The 23,483-nt window shown below is 61.0% G+C and carries 25 protein-coding genes and 1 pseudogene; 12 read left to right on the forward strand and 14 right to left on the reverse strand.

The features are described from left to right. The first annotated feature begins 53 nt into the window (after positions 1-53). From NKH30_RS20900 to NKH30_RS33200, 7 genes and pseudogenes are all read left to right on the forward strand, one after another. Entirely contained in the window at positions 54-1,328 is a 1,275-nt protein-coding gene (locus NKH30_RS20900; protein WP_352818470.1) for a tetratricopeptide repeat protein, read from the forward strand. Next, complete coding sequence (locus tag NKH30_RS20905; RefSeq protein ID WP_352818467.1) at positions 1,325-2,149, forward strand: FecR family protein; 825 nt, start codon at positions 1,325-1,327, stop codon at positions 2,147-2,149. The genes NKH30_RS20900 and NKH30_RS20905 overlap by 4 nt, the downstream gene beginning before the upstream one ends. Before the next feature lie 15 nt (positions 2,150-2,164). Next, a complete protein-coding gene (locus NKH30_RS20910) occupies positions 2,165-4,210 on the forward strand; it encodes a CHASE2 domain-containing protein (RefSeq protein ID WP_352979996.1) in 2,046 nt (681 codons plus the stop codon). 748 nt (positions 4,211-4,958) lie between these two features. Next, positions 4,959-5,204, forward strand: a complete 246-nt coding sequence (locus tag NKH30_RS20915; protein WP_023678723.1) for a type II toxin-antitoxin system VapB family antitoxin — start codon at positions 4,959-4,961, stop codon at positions 5,202-5,204. Beyond that, positions 5,204-5,632: a type II toxin-antitoxin system VapC family toxin gene (locus tag NKH30_RS20920; protein ID WP_352475136.1), complete on the forward strand. Its 429-nt coding sequence runs from the start codon at positions 5,204-5,206 to the stop codon at positions 5,630-5,632. Before NKH30_RS20915 ends, NKH30_RS20920 begins: the two co-directional genes overlap by 1 nt. Positions 5,633-5,788: 156 nt before the next feature. Continuing rightward, positions 5,789-5,881: pseudogene (locus NKH30_RS33195) on the forward strand (transposase); the annotation flags it as partial. A 29-nt stretch (positions 5,882-5,910) separates the two neighbouring features. Next, on the forward strand, positions 5,911-6,045 hold the full coding sequence (locus NKH30_RS33200; protein WP_352980035.1) for a hypothetical protein: 135 nt from the start codon (positions 5,911-5,913) through the stop codon (positions 6,043-6,045). Between the two features lie 423 nt (positions 6,046-6,468). Here NKH30_RS33200 and NKH30_RS20930 read toward each other — a convergent pair whose 3' ends face one another. From NKH30_RS20930 to NKH30_RS20940, 3 genes are read right to left on the reverse strand one after another with little or no spacing between them, the layout of a single operon-like run. Then, the gene (locus tag NKH30_RS20930; protein WP_352996872.1) at positions 6,469-7,260 is read right to left on the reverse strand and encodes a sugar isomerase domain-containing protein; all 792 of its coding nucleotides are present in this window, start codon (positions 7,258-7,260) and stop codon (positions 6,469-6,471) included. Positions 7,261-7,297: 37 nt separating this feature from the next. Next, positions 7,298-8,068 (reverse strand): GntR family transcriptional regulator, encoded by a 771-nt coding sequence (locus NKH30_RS20935; protein ID WP_352678684.1) that lies wholly within the window; start codon positions 8,066-8,068, stop codon positions 7,298-7,300. Further along, positions 8,065-8,940 (reverse strand): ROK family protein, encoded by an 876-nt coding sequence (locus tag NKH30_RS20940; protein WP_352996874.1) that lies wholly within the window; start codon positions 8,938-8,940, stop codon positions 8,065-8,067. Before NKH30_RS20940 ends, NKH30_RS20935 begins: the two co-directional genes overlap by 4 nt. Before the next feature lie 485 nt (positions 8,941-9,425). Between NKH30_RS20940 and NKH30_RS20945 the strand changes: the two genes are divergently transcribed. Genes NKH30_RS20945 through NKH30_RS20955 form a run of 3 tightly spaced genes read left to right on the forward strand, consistent with a single transcriptional unit; the run spans position 9,426 to position 12,521 of the window. After that, positions 9,426-10,718 carry an ABC transporter substrate-binding protein gene (locus NKH30_RS20945; protein ID WP_352996876.1) on the forward strand — a complete coding sequence of 431 codons (1,293 nt, stop codon included), beginning with the start codon at positions 9,426-9,428 and terminating at the stop codon, positions 10,716-10,718. A 43-nt stretch (positions 10,719-10,761) separates the two neighbouring features. Beyond that, entirely contained in the window at positions 10,762-11,652 is an 891-nt protein-coding gene (locus NKH30_RS20950; protein ID WP_352832289.1) for a carbohydrate ABC transporter permease, read from the forward strand. After that, entirely contained in the window at positions 11,649-12,521 is an 873-nt protein-coding gene (locus NKH30_RS20955) for a carbohydrate ABC transporter permease (protein WP_352686026.1), read from the forward strand. Before NKH30_RS20950 ends, NKH30_RS20955 begins: the two co-directional genes overlap by 4 nt. 459 nt (positions 12,522-12,980) lie before the next feature. Here NKH30_RS20955 and NKH30_RS20960 read toward each other — a convergent pair whose 3' ends face one another. Continuing rightward, the gene (locus tag NKH30_RS20960; protein ID WP_352996891.1) at positions 12,981-13,883 is read right to left on the reverse strand and encodes a LysR family transcriptional regulator; all 903 of its coding nucleotides are present in this window, start codon (positions 13,881-13,883) and stop codon (positions 12,981-12,983) included. Positions 13,884-13,980: 97 nt separating this feature from the next. Here NKH30_RS20960 and NKH30_RS20965 point away from each other — a divergent pair, with 97 nt between their 5' ends. Both NKH30_RS20965 and NKH30_RS20970 read left to right on the forward strand, forming a co-directional pair. Next, positions 13,981-14,829: an SDR family oxidoreductase gene (locus NKH30_RS20965; protein WP_352996879.1), complete on the forward strand. Its 849-nt coding sequence runs from the start codon at positions 13,981-13,983 to the stop codon at positions 14,827-14,829. Between the two features lie 59 nt (positions 14,830-14,888). Further along, positions 14,889-15,311, forward strand: coding sequence for a RidA family protein (locus NKH30_RS20970; RefSeq protein WP_352542720.1), 423 nt, complete (start codon positions 14,889-14,891; stop codon positions 15,309-15,311). Here NKH30_RS20970 and NKH30_RS33205 read toward each other — a convergent pair. From NKH30_RS33205 to NKH30_RS21010, 10 genes are all read right to left on the reverse strand, one after another. Then, positions 15,259-15,768, reverse strand: a complete 510-nt coding sequence (locus tag NKH30_RS33205; RefSeq protein ID WP_502907945.1) for a 3-methyl-2-oxobutanoate hydroxymethyltransferase — start codon at positions 15,766-15,768, stop codon at positions 15,259-15,261. The genes NKH30_RS20970 and NKH30_RS33205 overlap by 53 nt on opposite strands. 238 nt (positions 15,769-16,006) lie before the next feature. Then, on the reverse strand, positions 16,007-16,243 hold the full coding sequence (locus NKH30_RS33210) for an aspartate/glutamate racemase family protein (protein WP_502904354.1): 237 nt from the start codon (positions 16,241-16,243) through the stop codon (positions 16,007-16,009). After that, entirely contained in the window at positions 16,224-16,349 is a 126-nt protein-coding gene (locus tag NKH30_RS33215) for a hypothetical protein (RefSeq protein WP_352871706.1), read from the reverse strand. The genes NKH30_RS33210 and NKH30_RS33215 overlap by 20 nt, the downstream gene beginning before the upstream one ends. 29 nt (positions 16,350-16,378) lie before the next feature. Continuing rightward, entirely contained in the window at positions 16,379-17,611 is a 1,233-nt protein-coding gene (locus NKH30_RS20980) for a MalY/PatB family protein (RefSeq protein WP_352542702.1), read from the reverse strand. 62 nt (positions 17,612-17,673) lie between these two features. Next, a complete protein-coding gene (locus NKH30_RS20985) occupies positions 17,674-18,402 on the reverse strand; it encodes an amino acid ABC transporter ATP-binding protein (protein WP_502904356.1) in 729 nt (242 codons plus the stop codon). Between the two features lie 63 nt (positions 18,403-18,465). After that, positions 18,466-19,590, reverse strand: coding sequence for an amino acid ABC transporter permease (locus NKH30_RS20990; protein ID WP_502911496.1), 1,125 nt, complete (start codon positions 19,588-19,590; stop codon positions 18,466-18,468). Between the two features lie 18 nt (positions 19,591-19,608). Beyond that, entirely contained in the window at positions 19,609-20,796 is a 1,188-nt protein-coding gene (locus tag NKH30_RS20995; protein ID WP_352542699.1) for an amino acid ABC transporter permease, read from the reverse strand. A gap of 70 nt (positions 20,797-20,866) precedes the next feature. Next, positions 20,867-21,880 (reverse strand): amino acid ABC transporter substrate-binding protein, encoded by a 1,014-nt coding sequence (locus tag NKH30_RS21000; RefSeq protein WP_352503547.1) that lies wholly within the window; start codon positions 21,878-21,880, stop codon positions 20,867-20,869. Between the two features lie 196 nt (positions 21,881-22,076). Then, complete coding sequence (locus tag NKH30_RS21005; RefSeq protein ID WP_352818433.1) at positions 22,077-23,039, reverse strand: LysR family transcriptional regulator; 963 nt, start codon at positions 23,037-23,039, stop codon at positions 22,077-22,079. A 222-nt stretch (positions 23,040-23,261) separates the two neighbouring features. After that, positions 23,262-23,483: NADPH-dependent FMN reductase family protein (locus NKH30_RS21010; RefSeq protein WP_502911494.1), on the reverse strand; the 222-nt coding region annotated here is incomplete at its 5' end.

Here is a 23,483-nt window from a genome sequence, read left to right on the forward strand (position 1 = left end):
TTTGAGTCGTGCTAAATCCTTCGCACTAGTCGGGTTTGGGGTGGGTTCTCGGCATGCAATCTTCGTTTCGAACGATCTTCGGCTTCGCCGCAGCGCTGCTTTGTACCGGCGTATTGCCGGCCGGCGCACAAGGTCTTTTTACGGGCTATGATGATGCGTTTTCGGCCCGCATCGCCAGTCCGGCCGACAACGGAACGCTCGCCCAGTTCGTCACGGTTGCCGTCAACGCGGGACAATACGATCAGGCGATCTCTTCAATCGAGCAGTATCTGATCAAATATCCCCGCGATGCGCGCGCCCGACTGGCGGCCAGCCGATTGTACTATCATGTCGGCTCCTATGAATTGGCCCGGCGGCAGGTGCAGTACGGCATCGAAGTCGGCGGTCTGAGCGCAAGTGAGCAGCAGGAAGCCGTTCGCCTGCTCGCCCGCATCGAGCGCGCGTTGCGTGGCGTCACCTGGGAACTCGCCCTGACCGGCGGCGTGTTCAGCGCATTTACCGATTTTGAGCCCGGCGGGGCGCAGGACGACGACAGCTTCGTCTCGCCCTATGGGCGGGCGGAAGGCTTTGTCCGGTGGGACCTCGGCACGCCAAGCGCCGACGCTCTCGTCCTTTCAGGCTCATTGACGGCGACACAGCGCTTTTTCACGGAAGACCTGTCGGTTCCAGGTAGCGAGAAGACCTTCATCCACGGCAACGCCGCAATCACCTGGGACAAGGGGCTGCCGAACAGTGGGATCGATTCGCTGCGCCTGCTGCTTTCGGCGTTCACAGTTACGGATCGTTTCGACAGCGATATCCACGAGACCGGCATCGGCGTCAGTGGGCGCTTTCTGGTGCGCCCGACGGTCGAAACGACGCTTTTCGCAGGCGGCGGCTACATCGATCTAAGCGCCTCGCAAGGCATTTTCGCCGATAGCAGGGTTTTCTATGAGGCGGGCGGCAGCTACCGCTTCCGCAATGGCCAGGCGCTCGGACTGCGGCTGGTCGGCTCGAATGACTTCGCCTCCGGATCTGGCGAAATCGGCCACAGCTACACGGGCGAGGTCCGCTATGGCGGCCTGTTGATGAACGTACCGGATCTTTTCGCATGGTCGCACCAGATCGCCTTTTCGGCCGGCCACAGCAACACTCCCGATCTGTCCGTCGGCATCGGCACAAATATCAAAAGCGACTTCTGGCGCATTGCCTCGGAAAGCGATTTTCAGCTGACGGAGGCGCAGAAGATCAGCGTCGATCTCGCCTATCGCCAAACCAACTTCGACATCGCCAACGGCGACCGAAAATCGTTCGAAATGCTCATGAGCTACACGTTGACGCTCAATTGAAAGAGGCCGCGATGAGGACCCCGTACCGTCAGATCGCCATTTTTGTCGCCTGCCTTGCCTTTGCGGCACCTTCCGCCGCTGAGACGGTCGGGTCGATGACGGCCTACCAGACCAACATCGTCCGCAACAACGGCGGGACAATGAACGTGGGGGCCGGCGTCGAACTCGGCGACCAGCTGCGCAGCAATCCCACCGGTCTTGGAATGTTGGTGTTCCGGGACGAATCGAGCGCCAAGATTGGTCCGAACACCAGCCTGACGATCGATGAATTCGTCTACAATCCGGGCTCCGGATCGGGAAAGATCGACATCGGGATGAACAGCGGCCTGGCCCGTTTCTATGGCGGCCAGGTTTCGAAAGGCGGCGTCATGCAGGTTGCGACGCCGCATATGGTGCTCGGAGCCAGAGGCGGCATCATCGAAGTGCTGGTGGCAGCCGGCCAGACCGTGGGCATTTTGCGCGCCGGCCGCATGACCTGCACGATCAATGGCAAACGGCTGGTCATCACAAACCCAGGCTACGCCTGCACATCGGAAGATGGCAAGCTGCTGACCGGCTACGGCGGAATCGACACCTTCCCGATATTGGACAGCATCGACCGGATTGCCGGCACCGGCCTGCCAGGCGAACCGGGTCCGGGACTGGATGTAAGCGCGCTTTGTGCGTCGGCACTCGGCGGCTCGCTCAAAATCTGCGACTCCACCGACGGCGCATTGCCAGGAGTGGTCATGGAGTTCCCCGACACCCCAACGCCACCCGTGGGCGGCGGCGTGAATAAGGGCGAGTGTGAGGGTGAGGGTTGCTGCAACTACTGCGAATAGGGCTGGCCGCACGACATGAGCCTCTTGGTCGGTTGGCGCTGGGCTGATTGGCGGCAAGCTGGCAGGCGCAAAGTATCCGGCCTTGTGGTCGTGCTCCTGCTGCTCGCTTGCCATTTGGCTTTTGACGGGCCGTTGTCGCGCCTGCGCGAACGCACGTACGACTTCTACCAGTTTCTCGCTCCGCGCCAGGCGACGAGCAATCCTGTCGTGATCGTCTCGATAGACGACGCCAGCCTCAAGGCACATGGGCGATGGCCCTGGAACCGAGGCCTCTTGGCCGATCTGGTCGATGGCATCACCAAATCCGGCGCCGCGGTCATCGGGCTTGCGCTGGTGCTGCCCGAGGCCGACACCTCGCCTGAGGGCATCGCCGGAGACAAGCGCCTGGCAGCGGCACTGGCCAAAAATCGAACGGCGCTTGCTGTCAGCCTGGGCAACGAGGCGACGGTTTCAGAAGCAGGGCCCAAAGCCGGCTGGTCGATCGTCGGACAGGTACCCGACACACTTCCCGGCTTCGCCGGCCTGACCGGCTCGCTTGGCGAATTCTCGAACGCCGCCGCGGGCCTCGGCGTAATTCGCACCTTGCCCGATCCCGACGGCGTACTGCGCCATGTGCCGCTGCTGTGGCTTCGCAATACCGCTCAAGGCGTGCAGCTGTGGCCGTCCTTCGCGCTCGAGCTTCTGCGCCTTTACGCCGGGCAGGACGGCTACATAGCCCGGATGAAGGCCGCCGGGTTCGACGCACTCAGGATGGCCGGCGCCATCGTGCCGCTCGAGCCGGAGGGGAGCATCCGCCTCTGGGAAACCGCCACCGATACGCCGCGTATATCTGCCAGCACTATCCTTTCGGGCGGCAGTGATCCGCGGCTGCGGGACGCCATCGCCATTGTCGATCTGTCGGCCGTGGGACTGACGCAGTACCTGCCCACCCCGACACGTCCAGCGCGACCAGGCGCGGACATCCACGCCGATGCAATCGCCCAGCTGCTTGCCGGGCAGTACCTAACAGAGCCGCCGCATGCGCGCACGGTGGAGCGGCTCTGGTTTGTCCTCAGTGCCGTCATTTTCATCGGACTTTCCGGAGTGCTCGCCGGGCGTGTCGTGCTTGGTGCCCTGGCTCTCGTGCTGCTTGCTGTCACGCCGTTCGTGTTCGGCGCTTTCGAATACAGCCTGCAGGGTGCACTCTATGACCCGCTGCAGCCGGCGCTTGCCACGATCCTGGTAGCCGGCTTCGAAGGCTATGTTCTCTACAGGCGCAGCGAGCAGCGCCGGTCCACCCTGGCACGGCAGTTCTCCCAGTATCTGTCGCCTTCCGTGGTGCAGCGCCTCGCAAGCTCAGACACCGAAGCGATCCTGTCCGGCGAGAAGCGCGAGATCACGATCCTGCTCAGCGACATACGCGGCTTCACGACGATGAGCGAACAACTCGATACCCAGGAAATCGCAAAGGTGGTCAACCACTTCCTTGGCATTGCGACCGATGAGATCCTCAAGCGCGACGGCACCATCGACAAGTTCATGGGCGATGCGGTGCTCGCTTTCTGGAACGCGCCGCTTGATCAGCCGGACCATCGCGAGCGCGCGCTCGACGCGGGCCTTGCCCTGATCGAACGGGTGAAGCGTGAAGACGCCGCCTTCAGCGCGGACGGCCACCCCTCCATTGCAATCGGCGTCGCCATCGAGACGGGCATTTGCTCGGTAGGCAATTTCGGCTCCGAACGGCGTTTCGATTACACCGCGATCGGCTCTCCGGTGAACCGCACGGCACGGCTCGAGTCGACGACCAAGAAGCTGGGCATCCCGCTGGTGCTTGGTCCCGGCTTTGCGGCAGGAGCATCGATGCCAGTCGTCCAGGCGGGCGCCTTTGACCTCCAGGGTTTCAAGGGCGAGGTGCCGGTTTTCACCGTTCCGGAGATGCAAGCTGCTCACCAAAGTATGAGCCGCGAAGAAGAGAGCCAACGTGGTGGGCAATCTGGCGCCCCTGCCGTGGTGGTTGGTTCGCCGCCATCCGTGCAAATGGCACCGCCTGATCTTGCACCCCGAACCCGAAGCACACGCTGACCGGATCCAGCGGATCGCAGGGGTGCCGACCTGCTTTGTGAACTAATACTGCTGGGGAGGCCAAGGTGTCATCAAACGGCCCTTTAATTGCGGGTGGCTGTCAATCCGGATCAGCGCGAGAGCCGATGAGACGCGTATAGACGGCGAAGGGATCCGTCGAGGTAACTCCGGCAATGATTGTCGAGGCCGCCGAATTTTCGAGCGAGAAGATAGGCCGTGTTATCCAGTTCACCACGAATGGCAGCACGGCTTCGTTGAGTTCGCCGCGCCATCATGTGGAGGCAGCGCGTGGTTCAGATTGTTTATCCTCGCCGCCGGATCATGCGCTCGAGATGTTTCCAAGAGCATCCAGCCGTAGCACTCCCCGAGCTGCCCTAACGAGAGAGTTCACTTGGGCCGGGATTACGGCCCTATGAACCTGACGCAATCGATGCAGCTGGCGCTGGCCTCATCGGGCGCGTGGGCGGTCTATCGACATCAATCGGTCGCCGCGGATGTTGGGATGCGCATGCGTCGGCGCACGTAGCGTCGATACGCCTTGGGCATGTGGGCATTGACAGTGACATGGCCGGAGCGACGTGTTTCAGACGCCGAGCAATTCCAAGGACTGAGCACCAGAACCGAACCTCCCGACGGAATTTCGCGAGCTCATTCCTCCCTCTCCTCCTTATCAAAAGGCCGCTCGCGAATTCGCTGGCGAGTATATCTCCGCTATGATATACATATATCACTCATGAGGATATACAAAATGCCGCTCTTCATTCGCGATCCCGACGTCGACGCCATGGCCGTCGAGCTGCAGCACATTACCAACGCGCGCAGCAAGACCGAGGCCGTCAGAACCGCCTTGCGCCACGAGATCGAGCGCAACCGCGGCAGCGTCCCGCTGCGCGAGAGACTTGCCAAAGTCAAGGAAATGGCGCGGCGGATCGGGCCGGCCAACCCTGATTTCGATATGAAGAAATTCACCGACCAAATGTGGAGCGACGACTGATGTTCGTCGATGCCTCGGTGATCGTTGCCATCCTGAACGAGGAACCTGGCGCGGAAGAACTGGAAAAGCGGCTCGCGGCCGCGACCAAGCCGCTGTATACCTCCCCGCTCGTGCGGTTCGAGGCAGTCCAGGGTCTCGCGCGAGCGTCGGCCGAAGCCATCAAAAAGAACGCCAAGCCCACGGCCGACATGCTGGCGCAAGCCCGTGATACCGTCGACGCCTTTTTGATCGAGATCGCCGGCAAGGAAATCATGATATCCGGCGATATCGGCGACCGGGCGATCGAAGCCAGCATGAAATACGGCAAAGCAGTCGGGCACAAAGCCGATCTCAATTTCGGCGATTGTTTTGCCTACGCTTGCGCGAAGGCTCACCGGCTTGCCCTGCTTTACAAGGGCAATGACTTTTCACAAACTGATCTGGCGTAAGGCTTTCCTGGCCTTGCATCGCGGCGCGAGAGCCGATGGGCCCTTTTGCATGCTTTGGGCGAATCGTCGTCTTTCATGGTTAAACGCAATTTACGAGGAACGTTCGCTGGAGCACTGGTTTTCTTCGGCACGATCACCGTCCAGGCACAGCGGGCAGACGGCATCTTCTGGGTGCTGCGATCGGGTGCGCCATGGCGCGATCTGCCCGAGCGCTACGGCCCACGCACCACCTGCTACAATTCGTTCGATGGCGGAAAGCAGGTGTGTGGGACCGCCTCATGCATGGCATCACCAAAGCCCATGATGCAACGGTGCAGATGATCGACACCTCCATTGTTCGCGTCCATCAGCAGGGTGCGATGGCAAAAAGCGGAATCGAGATCATTGTCTCGGTCGTTGCCGATGCGGGCTGACGACCAAAATCCATGCTCTTGTCGACGCCGAAGGCAGGCCGATCAAGCTGACGCTCACGGCAGGTCAAATGAGTGACATCGCCTACGCAGCGGACTTATCAAGGATTTGCCCGAGGGTGCCATGCTGCTCGCCGACAACGGCTATGATGCCAACACCTTGCGCAATGCCGTCACCGAGCAAAAGGCATGGCCAACATGCCGCCCAAGGCCACCGCAAGGACCCGATGTGCTTCAGCCCCCTCCTCTACAAGGCCCGCAACTTCGTCGAACGCTTCTTCACAAGGCCAAGCAGTTCCGTCGCATCGCAACTCGAGATGACAAGCTGGCAGAAAACTACCTTGCTGCCCTGAAACTCGTCTCAACTCGCATCTGGCTACGCGGTGATGAGTTACGTCCTAGCGTTTTGCGTGCCCTCCCCGGTTGTCATTCACCGCGCATCGTCGCCTGGAAGGTCGGCAGGTGCTTCTTCTGTGCCTCGAGCATTTTCTCGCGATAGACGCCGTAGATGACGTCGGTGTCGTGCAGTGTGACGCCGGCAATTGTCGGCGAAGCAAAAACCGGCAGTTCGATGCCGCGTTTCGAAAGCGCATCGGCGGTGCGGGCGATCAGCTCATGCGCCAGGATCATGGCAAGCACGGTCGACGAACCGGAGACCGGACGGCTCCAGCCCTCGACCGGCACGATGGCATCCTCGATCGGCGAGCAGGTGTCGATGACAAGGTCGGCGGCATCGGCAAGCCGTTTGCCGGAAGAGTGCGTCGCCGGCTTGTCGAGATTGTTCTTGCTAGTTATCGCAACGACGAAGATGCCGCGTTTTTTCGCATAAAGCGCGGTGTCGATGCCGGACGAATTGCGGCCGCTGTGGCCAAAGATGATGATCGAATCGCCTTTGTTCAGCGGCTGGTGGTCGAGGAATTTCTCGGCGTATTTCTCGGTCCGCTCCAGCCACAGAAGTTCGCGCACGCCGCCGGCGCCGAGCACGTTATGCCACATGACACGCGGGTCGGTCAGCGGATTGAAGCCGACATAGCTGCCGTAGCGCGGAAACACTTCCTGGACCGGCAACACCGAGTGGCCCGAGCCGTAAAGATGAACCAACCCCCCGCTCTCGAGGGTGTCGGCAAAGCGGCTGGCCGCCTCGCCAAAGGCTTCGGCATTGGATTTCGAGGCCTGTTCGATGAGGGCGGCAAGGCGAGGTATGTAGAGATCGGACACGTCGGTACTCCTGTTATGTGTCGGCTTCGGTAATGGCTCAGCTTCTTGCGGTTGGCGCGGCGCGACCGGCACGCAGCGTCGAGCGGATTTCGTAGCGGTCGCCACGCATAACCGAGACGGTGAATTCGAACGGGCCACGCTCGTCGGTGGTGATGCGCTCGACCACGAAAGCGGGGCTCCCCGCAGGCAGATCGAGCAACTCGGCATCCGCTGCCCCGACAGCGCCAACACGGTAGTTTTCGCGCGCCGCGACCGGCACGATGCCGTAATGGCGTTCCAACGCTTCGTAGAGCGAGCCCTGCAACAGGCCGGCATCGAGAAAGCCGGGCACGCGCGCGGCCGAGAGTTGCGCAGTCTGAATACCGATCGGTTCGTTGTTGCCGAGCCTGAGCCGCCGGATGCGCACCACCGGGTCGCCCTCCTCGATCTCCAGCGCTCCGGCCGCGGCGGCATTGGCGGTGGTCAGGCTGCAGTCGAGCAATCGCGAGCCGGCGACCACGCCCATATTGCCCATTTCCTGGGTGAAGCTGGTGAGTTCGCGGGTGCCGGCGACCAGCGTGGTGGAGCGCACGAAGGTGCCACGGCCATGTTCGCGCCTGAGCAGTCCGTGCTCCTCAAGATTGCGCAGCGCGTGACGCAGCGTGATGCGGCTCACCCCGAACAGGGCGCACAGTCTGTCTTCGGCCGGAATCTGGTCGCCGGTCGCCCACTCGCCACTCTTTACGATGGCGCGGATGGCCTCTTCCACCTGATACCAGAGCGGCTCGGGCCTTCGGCGGTCGGGCAGCTGAAAGCTGACTTGGCTCATCTTATCTGCCTCCACTGTGCTCCGGCGAGACCGGCCAGCGAGGCGCCGACGAGACCGGCGCGGGAGCCAAATTCGCCGGACCGCAGCACGACATTGCGCAGATGCGGCGGCAGATGACGCTGCAGAGCCGAAAGCAGCGGCGGTCCGACGACGTCCAGCGCATCGGCAAGCCCGCCGGAAATCAGCACCGCCTGGGTGTCAAGCAGCGCGACCGCACCCGCCAAGGCAGTGCCCAGCCGGCGCGCCGGCAGCTCCAATGCGTCAAGGGCGGCCGTCTTGCCACCCCGGGCCGCCTCGACCAGCCTGCCGCCATTGGCGAGCCCGATCTGGCGCGCCGCGGCGTCGAATGCCCGCCCGGAAGCGAAGCGCTCCAGCCAGCCGCTGCGGTCCTCGCCTTCATCCTCGATGTCGGCGCAGGCCCAGCCGAATGAGCAGGCGCCGCCACGTACGCCGGCGACGATGTGGTTATTGACCAGAACGGCGGAGCCGATACCGGTGCCGATCGCCAGCAGGATGGCATCGGACAGGCCTTTTGCGGCACCTTCGACCGCTTCGGCCAGCATGGCGACCTGCGCGTCATTGCCAACGGCAACGCGCAGACGAGGAAACAAGGCCGCGATGTCGATGCCGTCGAGATAGGGCAGGTTCGGAATCCAGCGGCAGACCGAGCCCTCGACAAGCCCCGGCACCGCTAAGCCAAGTGCCTCGACCGGACCGGCCTCGGCGCGCAAGGCACCGATTCGGGCGACGAAGGCATCAAGACTTGCTGGTGCGGGCTCGCGGCTGAGCATCTCCAGCCAGCGAACATCGCCGGTATGGATAGCGGCGCGCAAGTTGGTGCCGCCAAGATCGATGGCCAGAACGCGTGTCATCGAGAGCGACTCCGACTGGCTGCCGCCCGGTCCTCGAAGCGCCAGGTCCACGACGCCACGGCGTCGTCGGCTCTGGTCGGCAGTGCGGTACAGACTCCGGTGCACGCGGCGCCAAAGCCGATCGGGTTGAGCGCAGCGTGTCGATGAACCATGCTCCGTCTCCCATTCGACATCGGCATCCTTTGCAAGCGGCGCCCGGCAGCCGAGAGGCTGCCTGTCTCCGCCGCGGCAACGAAAAGCGGCTCAGTGTCATTATAACGACATGACTTCGATCGCAAGAGGTTTTGGGGATAGCCAGCAGTGAGAAACAGCTCGAAGCCATCGCACTTAAACTCCTGTTTATGATCTGTGATCTTCCTTCACAAAACCGGAGCAAGAAAACGCCGCAACGCCGGCAGGAGCTCTCCACGAAGATAGCGCTTGCATCGTTGCTTCTGGTTGTCATAACGTCATGGACATCGCTGTGTGGCTATGCGGAGGGTCGGATGTCTTTGGCTTGGATTTCGAAACTGGCACTTGCTGCAGGGTTGTTGGCCTCGCCCACCATTGGTTGGGCGCAATCGGTCAACATCTCCTATCTGACCCACTGGTCGCCCGAAACGGTCGCTTTGCTGGACGCCGCGGCAAAGGACTATGCCAAGAGCAATCCGGATGTGACCGTCACCGTGCGCGCCGTCCCCTTCGGCGATCTCCTCACGACACTGCGTTCCCAGGGCGGCAGCTCGGACGGGCCGACGATCGGCGGCATCTATGATTTGTGGCTGCCCGAACTGGCGCGAGACAAGCTGGTCGCGCCGGCCCCCGATGCAGTTGCCGGCGAGGTCAAGAGTGCGTGGCCGGCCGGTGTCGTCAGTGCAGCCTCTGTTGGCGCCACGCTTTACGGCATTCCAAACGAGATCGACGTCTACGCGCTGAACTACAACAAGGAGCTGTTCAAACGGGCAGGCATTACAGCCGCGCCGAAGACCTGGTCCGAATTGAAGGATGCGGCCCAGAAGCTGACCAGGAAAGATGCCGGCCAGCAAGGCTTCGGCATGATCAATTCCTGGGCGGCGGGCGTCGTCCATCCCTTCGCCTCGCTGCTGGTCTCCAATGGCGGCGAGCTGGTCAAGGACGGCAAACCGATGCTCGACAGTCCTCAAGCCGGTGAGACTTTCCAGCTTTACGAGGACCTGATCAAGTCCGGCGCCAGCGATCCGGCGATGGCCACGGCCGACGCCAACACCACCGGCCCCTTCCTCGACAATTTCGTCTCCGGCAAGACCGGCATGATCATCATGGCCAACTGGTGGGAAAGCGCATTGAAGAGCGGCATGGGCGACAAGTTCTCCAATATCGCCACCGCACCCATCCCGGTCGGTCCGAGCGGGGACAAGCCGCACTCGATCTCCTATTCATGGATGACCGTCGTCAACGCCAATGCCGGTCAGGCCGAACAAAAAGCGGCATGGGATTTCCTGGTGTGGCTAAACAGTCCGAAGTCCGGCAAGAACGGCGCATCGGCAATGTCGGATATTCTGATGTCGATGGGCATCCTGCCGACGCGGACCTCCGACATCGAAGCCCACAAGGACAAGCTCGGTTCCGAGTTCCTGTCCGGCTATGTCAGCGTGCTTGCCGACGCCAAGCCCTTCCCTGTCGTCCCGGGCGGCCAGGAATTCAGCGAATCGCTGCAGCAGACGCTCGAGGCGTTGCAGTATGGGCAGCTCTCGGCCAAGGATGCGCAGGCGAACGCGCAGGCCGATGCCGTCTCGATCCTGGAGCGTGCCGCCAAATAGCGAAGGCGCTGTTTCGAGAGCCCGACGCTTTGGAAGCAGAGCGATGATCAAGACCTATCGTGCCTCGGCGGGCATCATGCTGGCGCCGGCCGTGACACTGATCGGCGTTTTCATCCTGCTGCCGATGCTGCTCACCATCTGGCTGTCATTCCAGGACTGGTCGACGCAGACGCCTTTTTCCAATGCGAGCTTCATCGGCTTCGACAATTTTCGCGAAATATTCGGGCCGACCTCGGTCGGGCGGGATTTCAAGCGAGCGCTGCTCAACACCGCCATCTACACGGCATTGTCGGTGATGCTCATCCTGCCCCTTTCGGTAGTGTTCGGCTTGATGGTCCACCAGCGCGATGTCGCAGGCGGTACGGCGCTGCGGACCGTGTTGTTTTCCACCTACATGGTGCCGATGATCGCCGTGACGCTGGTCTGGTCGAAGCTCTATTCGCCGAGCGAGGGGCCGCTCAACCAGGTGCTCGGTCTCGCCGGCATCGGCCCGCAACTCTGGTTGTCCTCGCCAAGATCGGCGTTGATCTCGATCGTCGTCCTCAATGTCTGGCAGCAGATCGGCTATTTTACGGTGCTGGCCGTTGCCGGGCTGACCCAGATCCCAGGCAGTCTTTACGAGGCGGCGACGCTTGACGGCGCCAACCGGCGCGAACAGTTCCGCTTCATCACCTTGCCGCTATTGAGCCGCACGCTCTTGTTCAGCGCCGTCATTGCCATCATCAACGCCGTGCAAGTGTTCGAGCCGGTGGCGCTGATCACCCAAGGCGGGCCGGTCGGCTCGACCAACGTGCTGACCTACCATATCCGCCGAGTCGGCATCGAGCGGGCACAAGGCGGGCTGGGCTCGGCCATGGCAGTGATGCTGATGCTGTCGCTGATCGTCATTGTGTGTGCGCTGTTTGCATTCGCCAACCGGAAGGATGACGAATGAGCGCGCCGGGCCGCTCAGCATCGAGCCGGTTGGCGCGCAAACGCCTGGCGGGCCGCAGAGCACTGCTCGCCACGCTGATGCTGCTGGTTGCCGTGGCCTCCGCCTTCCCGCTGTTGTGGATGGTGCTCTCCAGCCTGAAAACGCCGGCCGAAACCATGCAGGTGCCGCCGGTGTGGATACCCCGCACGCCGACCCTCGAAGCGTACGAGAAAGTGTCCGGCGTCATCAATGTCGGTCGCTCGATGTGGAATTCGCTCGTGATCGCCACGATCACCACCGCCGGCATTCTGGTCACCAGCATGATGGCTGGCTACGCCTTCGCCAAGCATCACTTTCCCGGCCGCTCACTGCTGTTTTCGGTGCTGATCGCCACCATGTTCCTGCCGCCGATCGTCACGCTGATCCCGCTTTACCGTCTCGTCGGATCAATCGGCCTGAACGCCAGCCTTGCCGGCATCATCGTGCCCAATCTCGCCAATGCGTTCGGCATTTTCCTGATGCGCCAGTTTATAGCCGGCGTGCCCGACGATCTGATCGACGCAGCGCGGATGGATGGGGCGTCGGAACTCCTGATCCTGTTCAAGATCGTCGCGCCGAGCGTGGCGCCGGCAATCGCAGCACTGGCGCTGTTTGCCTTCGTCTATCACTGGAATAGCTATCTCTGGCCGCTGACCGTTCTACAGGGCAATGCACACGAATATCCGATCGTCATCAGCCTTAGTCGCCTGCTCAGCTACAACAGAGGCGCTCTCAACACGGGACTGGTGATGGCTGGCGCGACGCTTGCCGTGCTCCCGCCACTGGTGCTCTTCGTCTTCCTGCAGCGCTTCTTTGTGGATTCGATCGTCGGCTCGGCGATCAAGGGGTAGCGTCGGCGGCACTGCCGGCATCCGTCTGGCTGTCATCGGGACGCGCTGGTGCGCTGAACGGAGCTAAGCAGATGACCGCGTTCTGAGAGCCATCAGTTCATCAGTACAACTGGCCGCGAATGCCTCCACCGCGTTAGCTGCAACTAGTGAATCGCACGCTTGGTACCCGCCCCAGGCCGTTTTCACAGCTCCCAGAAAAGCGGCGCGGCCCTGCTCGTTTGCAGACGTTCGGAAGGTCACGGGAAGGTAGTGATTGGACCCTGCGTTTAACGGTGACCTGCCTCATCTCGGGAAACTAGCCCCGATCGAGGAATTTGCGCCCCCGCGAGAAGCTCTCGCTCGAATAGTTGCTCGAACTCATGCGACGCGAGCTGGGTCAGAGCAGGACCGCGATCTTCAGCTGTTCGCTTCGCCCCGCTGCGGCTATTCCGCGCGAGGGCGTCGGCTTCGTTGATCTGGTTAGGGTTCTTTCTTCCGCAGGTCCTTTACAACATCGAGAAAAGCCCGCAGGGCGGGCGGCACGGCTCGATGTCCGGGGTAGTAGACCGCAACTTCTTCCGGTGCTGGCGTCCACGCGGTCAGGACCTTGCGTAGCCGGCCATCGGACAACGCGGCTTCGGCGGCCCAATCCGCCACATAGGCGATGCCCAGACCCGCTATTGCGGCTTCGACCATCAGTTCCTCGTCATCAAGGACGATGGGGCCGTTTGCCCCGATCACCAGTTCCTGGCCTGCGCGTTCGAACTCCCATCGATAGAGCTTGCCGCTGGGCATACGGTGGCCGATGCAATGGTGGCGTTGCAATTCCTCGGGCGTTCCCGGCTCCCCGAAGCGATCGAGATAGGCAGGCGACGCGATACAGATGAACGTCAACGCGTGTGCAAACGGCACGGCGATCATGTCTTTGGGAATCGATGTGATGAGGCGTACGCCGGCATCGAACCCGCTGGACACGATATCGATGAGCCGCCCCTCGACGACGATGTCCACGGTCACGTCCGGATGGCGCTTCGCCATCTGCGGAAGGACCCAGCGAACGAGAAGCCCGGCCACCAATCGCGGTGCGTTGATGCGGACCGTTCCTGCGACATTGCCCCGGAACCCCGCGACGCTGTCGAGTGCCTCGTCCAGCGAGGCGAGCGCCGGCTGAAGACGGTCGAGCAACCGGAACCCGGCTTCTGTCGGCGAGACGCTGCGTGTGGTGCGGTTCAGAAGTCGCACGCCCATGCGTTCCTCGAGCGCACGCATCGCATGGCTCAATGTGGAAGGTGCCGTGCCGATCTCGTCCGCTGCGCGGCGGAAGCTACGGTGTGTGGCAACGGCGACGAAGGCGGTGAGATCGTTGAGCGACGGGCGGGGCATTGATGGGGATTTTGCATTGTCCCATGCCGATTTCAACGGCTAATGCGCGCAATGCGATTGCCCTATCTCCTGCCTGGATCAATTGGAGAAATGAGAAATGGAAAAGGCCTGGCTCATAACGGGTGTGTCTTCTGGTCTAGGCCGGCTGCTGGCGGAGAAGACCCTGATCAGGGGAGACCGCGTCGTCGGTGCCAGTCGCAGCGAGGACGCACTTCCCGACCTGCGTGCAAGTTACCCCGAACGGCTCCGCATCGTCGCAATGGACCTCAAGGACCAGAGCTCGGTCCGCGCCGCGGTCGACCGGGCCGTCGCGGCATCCGCTCGGATCGACATCGTCGTCAGCAATGCTGGCTATGGCCTGCTCGGCGCGGCTGAAGAGGCTGGCGATGTGCAGGTTCGGGACATCATCGACACCAATCTCATCGGCTCGATCACGCTCATCCAGGCGGCGTTGCCGCATCTGCGCAGCCAGGGTGGTGGTCGGATTCTACAGGTATCGAGCGAGGGAGGCCAGATCGCCTATCCGGCTTTCAGCCTCTATCACGCGACCAAGTGGGGTATCGAGGGGTTCGTCGAATCCGTGGCGCAGGAGGCTGCTCCCTTCGGCATCGAATTCAGCCTTGTGGAACCCGGGCCGGCGCGGACCGGGTTCGGCGGCAATCTCGCGCGGACCAAGCCGCTTGCGGCCTATGAGGGAACCCCCGCCGATCAGGTCCGCGAGGCGCTCCATGGGTCTTGGGTAATCAAGGGCGACCCCGACAGCATGACGGACGCAATGATCAGGCTTGCCGATCAGGATGCTCCGCTCCCGAAACGGCTGGTGCTCGGTGCCGAGGCCTATGCCGGCATCCGCAAGGCACTCGGCGGACGCATCGAGGAGCTCGACCGGCAGAATGACATCGCGGTTGCGGCGGATTTCACAGACGAGGAGTTGGCGCGGCTGTGACCCCCGGCTCCGGCCCGCTGCTCGTGCCCACCTCTTATCAAGACAGAAAGGAACTTGAGATGCCTACACGTGACGCCGTCTACCCGGCCAACCGGCACGCGTTATACGATATCCACCGCTATTCCGCAGCCATTCGGTCCGGCGATCTTCTCTTCGTGTCGGGTCAGGTCGGGAGCCGTGAGGACGGCTCGCCCGAGCCCGTATTCGAGGATCAGGTTCGACGGGCCTTCGCCAATCTGCGCGCGGTCTTGGCGGCCGCCGGGTGCAGCTTCGACGACGTCGTCGACGTCACAACGTTCCACACCAACCCGGACGAACAGATCGAGACAGTTCTGGCCGTCCGAGCGGAAGAAATCGGTGCACCTCCCTACCCGAACTGGACCGCAGTGGGCGTCAATTGGCTTGCGCGCTTCGATTTCGAGATCAAGGTCATCGCCCGCATCCCTTCGACGACGAGCAGCCAGCCGGCGGACAAGCGCTGATCGCTCGCCCTGCAGTTCTGTATTGGCTATTTGGGGCCGAAGGCAGCCTGTCAGCTTTGTGTCCGGAGCGGAGATAGCTGACCTCCACCTGCGAGAACCGAGGTCGTGAACTGACCAAACAGATTAGGTTCGTTCGGTCAGCGTACCGCAAGGGAATCTCGCAGCCTGTTGTGTATCTTGGCTTTCTAAAGTTCGAGAGAGGTGCTGAAGGTCGAGAACTCTTCATCTGTGATCGGGACCACGTGCTGCGGCTCGGGTAAGCGCCCGTCTGCACGTCGGATACGAGCTCGCGATAGGCGGCAATACGCTCGCGTTGCAGCCGCTCATATTCGGCGGCGAAGTTGCGGTAGGTCTTGGCGTGGCGCGGCCTGTGGCCAGCGGTGTGGCCAAGCATGTCCTCGCTGAACAAATACTGCGCGTCGGCATTTGGGCCGGCGCTCGTGCCGAGCATGATCATCGGTGTATTCCGGGTGATCAGTTCGGCGACCGGTCGGAGACCACCTCCAGCTCGGCGCCAAAGCAGCCTATGCCTCCACCTTCGCGTATGAGCTCCGAAATTCGTTCGGAGGCACCACTCTCAGATCTCTCCAACTCGAGGACCGGGATGTCGGAGGCAAGAACGCGCCGGAAACGACGGGAGAACCCGTAACGGCGAATGTTGTCTTCAATCAGTCGCGCGGAACGCGACAGAGTGGTCACGACACAGAAGCTGTGAGCGACAAGGCTGACGGATGAAGCGAAGCCTTGCCTATACCGATGACGGGCTTGGTAGCGATGGCCCTTTCCGCGTCGAGACCCGTTTCGTCTAAGCAGGCAATGATACGGGCGTCGACATTGTCCATTTCCGCCGCGACCACCTGCTTGAGCAGGCCCGCTACGGAGAGTGCACCGTCAAATGGCCCTTCGATCGCTTCAGGTCCAGCCGTTGGCATGCATGCCCACTATCTTCGTCCCCGGATCCGGCGCCGCCATGGCGGCTGCGACGATCCCGCTGGTCATCGAAGCGGTCGTGTTGGGATTGATGATGGCAATTCGCATTCGGGGCATCCTGGCTTGGTTCCGCTCAGTCACAAGGATGCCAGCGCGCTGGACATCCGCTCCAGCCCTCGGCGCAGCAGAGGACGCGGGCAGCCGACATTCAGGCGGATGAAACCTTCGCCGCCAGGCCCATAGACGCGGCCGTCATACAGATTGACCCCGGCCTGATCGACAAAGAACTTCTGAATTCCACCCACTCTACGATCGAGCGCGCACGCGTCCAACCACACCAGAAACGATGCGTCGGGCCGCATGGGCGTAATGCCTGGAAGGTATTCGCCGGCGAAGTCACAAACCAGATCAATGTTGCTGGCGATGTAGGATGTGAGTTGATCGAGCCAGGGCGCGCCGGTGCTGTAGGCAACCTCCAGGGCCAGGCGGCCGAAAAAGTTTGCATTTACCATGAATGAGGCCTGCATCGCGGCAAGAAGCTGCTCGCGGCGCTTTTTGCTCGCCACCGCAATGGTTGCCGAAGGCACCCCGGCGAGGTTGAAAGTCTTCGTCGGAGCGGTGCAGATGAACGACTTCTCCGCGGCATCGTCCGAGATGGAGGAGAAGACGATGTGCGGGTGGTCCGACAACCTTATGTCGCAGTGAATGTCGTCGGATATGACCAAAATCCCATGGCGCTCACAAATGTCGTTCAGCGCTGTCAATTCTTCGAGTGTCCAGGCCATTCCGGCAGGATTGTGAGGATTGCACAGCAGGAACACCTTGGCGCCGCCGGCCGCCAGTTTCTCGAAGTCTTCCAGATCGAGTTCATACCTGTCGTTTTGCAGCCTCAGCCGGTTCGTGAGCAGAATCCGGCCATTTCCCTGAACCACTTCGAAATAGGGCGAGTACACGGGTGACTGAACGATGACGCCGTCACCAGGCTTCGTGAAGGTTCGCAGTATCGCAGCGACCGACGGCATGATCGCCGGCGCGGGGAGCAGGGTCTCCAGCATCGGCGACCAGTTGTGCCGGCGTGTGAACCACGATTGCACGATCTCATAGTGGCGCGGATCGCGGCGTGTGTAGCCGTAAATGCCATGGTCCGCGGCCTCGCGCAGCCGCGCGATGACGGTTTCCGGGGCACGAAAATCCATATCCGCTGTCCATAGGGAGAGCAGGTCCTGGCCTTGCACCTGAGGAGAGAACTCGTCCCACTGGTTGGCCCATTTGACGGATCCGAATTGCTGGCGGTCGTGGATTTGGTCGAAATCTATTCCCACAATATTTTGTTGCCCAACCGCCGATGCGGGCGTGTCTGCACAAGCCATTTGATACTCACCTGGAAAATCTACTGCCACGGTTACGGGCCGCTTTGCGTCTGCGGACTTCCCTATTTGAGGATTTGCGCCAGAAACTGCCGCGCTCGTTCCGACCGGGAGTTGGTGAAGAACTGATGGGGCGTATTGATCTCGACGATCTCCCCGCGGTCCATGAACACCACGCGATCAGCCACCTCCCGCGCGAAGCCCATTTCATGCGTCACGCACAGCATCGTCATACCTTCACCGGCGAGCGACACCATCGTGTCGAGCACCTCCTTGACCATCTCCGGATCGAGGGCAGAGGTTGGCTCGTCGAAGAGCATAATCTTCGGGTTCATGCAGAGAGCCCGGGCAATTGCAGCACGTTGCTGCTGGCCACCCGACAGCTGACCCGGGTAGCTGTCCGCCTTTTCCGCAATTCTGACGCGCTCCAGATAATGGCGCGCCAATTCCTCAGCTGCCGTCCGCGGCATCTTCCTCACCCAAACAGGCGCAAGCGTGCAATTCTCAAGCACCGTGAGGTGGGGAAACAAATTGAAGTGCTGGAAAACCATCCCGACGTTGCTGCGAACTTCGTCGATCTTGCGCAGATCCCCGGTTACCGCTTTGCCGTCGACGATGATCTCGCCCGACTGATGCTCCTCGAGATGGTTGACGCACCGGATCATCGTCGATTTGCCCGACCCCGAGGGGCCGCAGATCACAATGCGCTGCCCCTGTGGCACCGACAGGTTGATGTTCCTGAGCGCATGGTATGAACCGAACCATTTGTTGACGTCACGCAGTTCAATGGCCATCGCCTTGTTGAAGGGCTGTCCCTTCGTCGATGCGTACATTGCTTGTGGCATCATCGTCGCGTCCTAAGATTTGTGGCCGCGCGCCAATTGGCGCTCCATCGATTGCGAGTAACGGGACATGCCGAAGCAAAAGCCCCAGTAGACCAGTCCCGCAAAGAGGTAGCCGGTTGATGAGATCGTCGGGCCTGCCCAGTTCGGATCGACGCGCGCCGTTTCGATGGCTTTCAGGAAATCCGCGATGCCGACGATGGCGACCAGAGTCGTGTCTTTGAACAGACCGATGAAGGTGGAGACGATGCTCGGTATGACGATCGTCAACGCCTGGGGGAGGACGATCAGGCGCATTATGTCGAAGTAGCTGATCCCAAGCGCCTTCGCCGCCTCGTATTGGCCCTTCGGGATCGCCTGAAGGCCGGCCCTCACAACTTCGGCCATATAGGCGGACGAGAACAGCGCTATCGCCATAAGCGGGCGCAGGAGACGGTCAGGCGTCAGATAGTCCGGGACGAAGAGCGGCATCATGAAGTTCGCCATGAACAATACCGTGATAAACGGCACCCCCCGGACGACTTCGATGAATGTGACGCAAACCGCCTTGACGAAAGGGAGTTCGGACCTGCGTCCAAGCGCCAGGATAACCCCGATCGGAAGCGAGAAGACGATGCCCACAATCGACATCAGCAACGTGATCAGGAGACCGCCCCAGAGCGTCGTATCGATGACAGACAAATGGAGCCAGGCGACCCCGCGCACGAGAACGAACGCGGCAACGGGGTAGACAAGGAAGAATAGCAACGCCGCCACTTTGCGCCGCGGAGCCTTCGTCCACAGGAGCCAAACGATGAGGATGGCGCCGATAGCCTGTGCGAGATCAACGCGCCACCGCTCGGAAGCCGGGTACGCGCCGTATCGCAGGTAGTCGAACTTCTCGGCAATGAAAGGCCAGCAAGCTCCTTGGCTGTTCGTGCGGCAAGCCTCGCGACCGCCGCTCCAGACCGCGTCGAAGATCGCAAAGCTCAGAAAGTGACGCAGCAGCCACACGGCGAAGAGGAGAAAGCATATTGTCAGCGCGCCTGAAAACGGCGTCGAAAACAGATTCTTTTTCATCCAGGTCACTGGACCTGGCCAAACGTCAGCGGGGGGCGCCATCGCTGGTATGAGCGCGCTGCTGACAACTGGCGAATGCATGGACTGATCGCTCATGCCTCACCTCTCGACGATCGCAAAATGTCGGTTACACGCGTTCATGGCCAACGACGTGGCAAGGGAGATAACGAGATAGACGGACAAGGTGATCGCCATGACCTGGACGGCGGCGCCGGTCTGGTTGAGTACCGTCCCGGCAAAGATCTGAACGAGGTCGGGATAGCCGATGAACACCGCAAGCGACGAGTTCTTGATTAGATTGAGATACTGGCTTGTCAAAGGCGGGATGATAATACGCAGCGCCTGCGGAACAACGACAAGGCGAAGCGTCTTGCCCGGCGCCAGCCCCAGCGCATACGCAGCCTCGCTCTGGCCCTTTGGCACTGCCTGGATGCCACTCCGGACGATCTCGGCGATGTAGGATCCGGTGTAGACCGACAGACCGATCAGGAGAGCGGCAAACTCTGGATAGAGTTGATGTCCGCCTTGAAAGTTGAAACCCCGCAGCTGCGGCGCGACAAACGAGACCGGCTCGCCAGCCGCCAGGAACACGATCAGCGGAAATCCTATCAAGGTCGCCAGGCTGACCAAAAATACCGGCAGCTGCTTGCCAGTTCGTTTCTGGACACTCTTGGCGCGGAACCAGAATGCAATGCAGCAGAAAACGGCCGCTACCAATGCCAGGCCCACAAGCCCCGCCCCCGGATGCCACTGGATCTCCGGAATGATGAGGCCGCGATTGTTGAGATAGATGCCGCCGGGGATGGCGATGGACGCCTTCGGGGAAGGCAACGGCTTGAGGACGGCGTTGTACCAGAACAGCAGCTGCAGCAATAACGGGACATTGCGCACAAGCTCGACATAGGCGGTCGCCACCTTCGAAACGATCCAGTTCGGCGAGAGGCGGGCAACGCCGATGACGAAGCCAAGCAAGGTGGCCAGCAAGATTGCGAGGAAGCTGACGTAGAGGGTATTGACCACTCCCACCCAGAAGGCCTGACCGTAGGTGGATAGTGCATCGTACGGTATCAGGGTTTGATTGATGTCGAAGCCGGCAGCCTCACCCCAAAAATCGAATGAGAGCGGAATCCCCCGGACCCGCATATTCGATGCGGTCTGCATGCCGATGCCCAGAGCCAATGCCAACAGGCAACCTGCGAGCAAGAGCTGGTAGAAAACGCCGCGCACTTTCGTATCGTGCAGCGATAGGCTCCTGCGCGAGGGCGCTGGAAGCGACAAATCGGACATGGCGTGTTCCTATCGGGATCTGTGCAAGGCGCTGGCGGTAACGCGCAAGCGCCTTGCAACCATGCTTTGCCTAGCGAATCGGCGGAGCGTACTGAACGCCGCCTTTGTTCCAGAGCGCGTTCATGCCGCGCTCCATTTTCAGCGGGGAGTCCTTGCCGACATTCCGATCAAACACTTCGCCGTAGTTACCGACCTGTTTGATCACCTCGACCGGCCAGTCGTCGCCGAGCCCGATGTCCTTGCCGATGCTGCCTTCCACGCCAAGCAGACGGCGGATGCTGGGATTGTCCGACGACTTCATAGCATCAACGTTCTTGGAGGTGACCCCGTATTCTTCGGAGGCCACCATGACGTAAAGCGTCCACTTCGCCACATTGAACCACTGGTCGTCTCCCTGCCGCACTGCCGGGCCAAGCGGCTCCTTGGAGATCAGTTCGGGAAGAACGATGCTGTCGTCCGGCTTGGCCATGCGAAGCCGCGATGCGTTCAAGGTAGAGGTGTCCGCCGACAGGACGTCGCAACGCCCCTCCTCGTAAGCCTTCACGACAGCTTCCTCGTCGGCGAAACCAACCGTGGTGTACTTGATCGACTGCGAGCGAAAATAGTCGGCAAGGTTCAACTCGGTCGTGGTGCCTTGGGTGACGCAAATCGATGCGCCCTCGAGCCCCTTGGCTGATGTGATGTTGTCCGCCTTGCGCACCATAAATCCCTGACCGTCATAGAAGTACGTCCCCGCAAAAAGTATGCCGAGAGACGTATCGCGCGACGATGTCCATGTTGCGTTGTGTGCAAGAACGTCGATCTCCCCCGACTGCAAGGCGGTGAAGCGATCTTTCGGCGTCAATGGGATGAACTTAACCTTTTGCGCATCCCCGAGCACGGCAGCGGCCACGGCGCGACAATAGTCGACCACAAATCCGGTCCATTTGCCTTCATTATCGGGAAGGCTGAAGCCAGCCGTGGCCGAATTTGTGCCACACGTCAGCACTCCATTCTTTTTGACATTGTCGAGGGTTGCGGACCACGCCGAGGAGGCGGTGCACGCGATAGCGAGGGCAAGAAAGCCCTTGAACATCGATCTCATTTCGGTATTCCCCTGTTTTTGTTGAAGGGAATGTGGCCTCAAGTATGACTATTCGTCAAATTGACTGTTCTCATTGCAAAAATGAGCGCCATTCATAATTGAGGAGGCGCTCGCTCTCGGGTGAAAGGCAGCTTGAGTGCTGATCGGGCTAGTTTGCTTGGGGCGGGCTAATCGAATGAGCGACGGCGCGCGCGACCTATGGTGCAGCCAACCCCGGTGCTCCGACGGTTGACCCTTGGTCTCTCTCGGTCCGCGACTCGTTGTAGATGCTCATAATTATTTCCCGGAGCCATTTGGTACCCGGGTCATTCGCCATCTGGCGGTGAACAATGAGCCAGGCATTCACATTCGATATGGCAAGGGGCGGCGGGACCAACGTCACCTCACTCCTCTCGTCCAGAATTTGCAGGATGGCATCGCCGCAATGGGTAATCAGTTCAGTGCCGCGAAGCGCCCAGGGCAGCACCAGATAATTCGAGATGGTCGCAACGACATTGCGCCGGAGACCATGCTGCTTGAGGGCGGCATCCGCGAGGCCTTCTGCCAGACCATCTGCGGAAATCTGCAGGTGAGAACTGGCCAAATATGTTTCCAGTGTCATTGCGTTCCTGGCGATCTTGCTTCCACTCCACACCGCGCAAAACAATTGATCCTGGCCAAGCTCCACCTTCAAGAGACCTGGGTCGTCGCGTATTGCCGCTCCCGTCAGCGCACAGTCGACTTGTCTCAAATAGACCGATGAACCGATTTCGGGTCCGTTTGCGGGAATGACGTTCAGCGTCGCGCCAGGCGCTTGCCTCGAAAATTCCCGTATGAGCCCTGGGATGAATATCATGGCGTGATAGTCAGTGAGTCCCACGCGAAAGTTGCGTCGCGTCGTTGCTGGATTGAAGATCTGATGCCGGTCGATCGACGCGCGGATCGTAGCCAGCGCAGCAGAAATATCTGACAGCAACTCCACTGCCCGAGGGGTCGGTCGCATTTCGCCCCCGTCTCTCGTGAACAATTCGTCCTGCAATAAATACCGAAGTTTTGATAGGGAATGACTTACAGCTGATTGTGTTCTTCCCAATTCGGCAGCTGCGCGCGTTACGCTCCTTTCACGCATCATCACGTCGAACACTCTCAGCAAATTGAGATCGATATCATCGAAACTCATGAGACCTTCCCCGTTTTCATCATGCCTCGCCTGCATGCTAACATCGCTTCCAACGCGCGAACGATGCCATGGCGAACAAATGCGACCCTTCGACCTGCGGGGTCAACGTTCCCTGTTGGGAAATCAATATGTTAGCGGAGGGTTCGCCAACCCATTTCCTTCGCATTCTCTCGTATGGTCTGGCTAACCTAAGGACCAGGGATGTCTACGACTCGCTGCCCCTTAGGCTGAGGCCAGACTGACCTGTTGGCGCTTCGGCTGCCGTGCCGAAACCAGGGTGGCGAACTGGTCCACCGCCTGCCCGGCCCGCGCCAGAACCAGCGAATCTACGAGCTTGCCGCCGGCAAAGTCGCTGTCACTGCCATAGACGGCGCTCGGCACCGTCAGGGCGGAGTAAAAGCCAAACAGCGGGCGAAGCTGATGTTCGACTACCAGCGCGTGGCG

The sequence above is a fragment of the Mesorhizobium sp. M1273 genome, from assembly GCF_040318195.1.
Classification (GTDB): Bacteria; Pseudomonadota; Alphaproteobacteria; order Rhizobiales; family Rhizobiaceae; genus Mesorhizobium.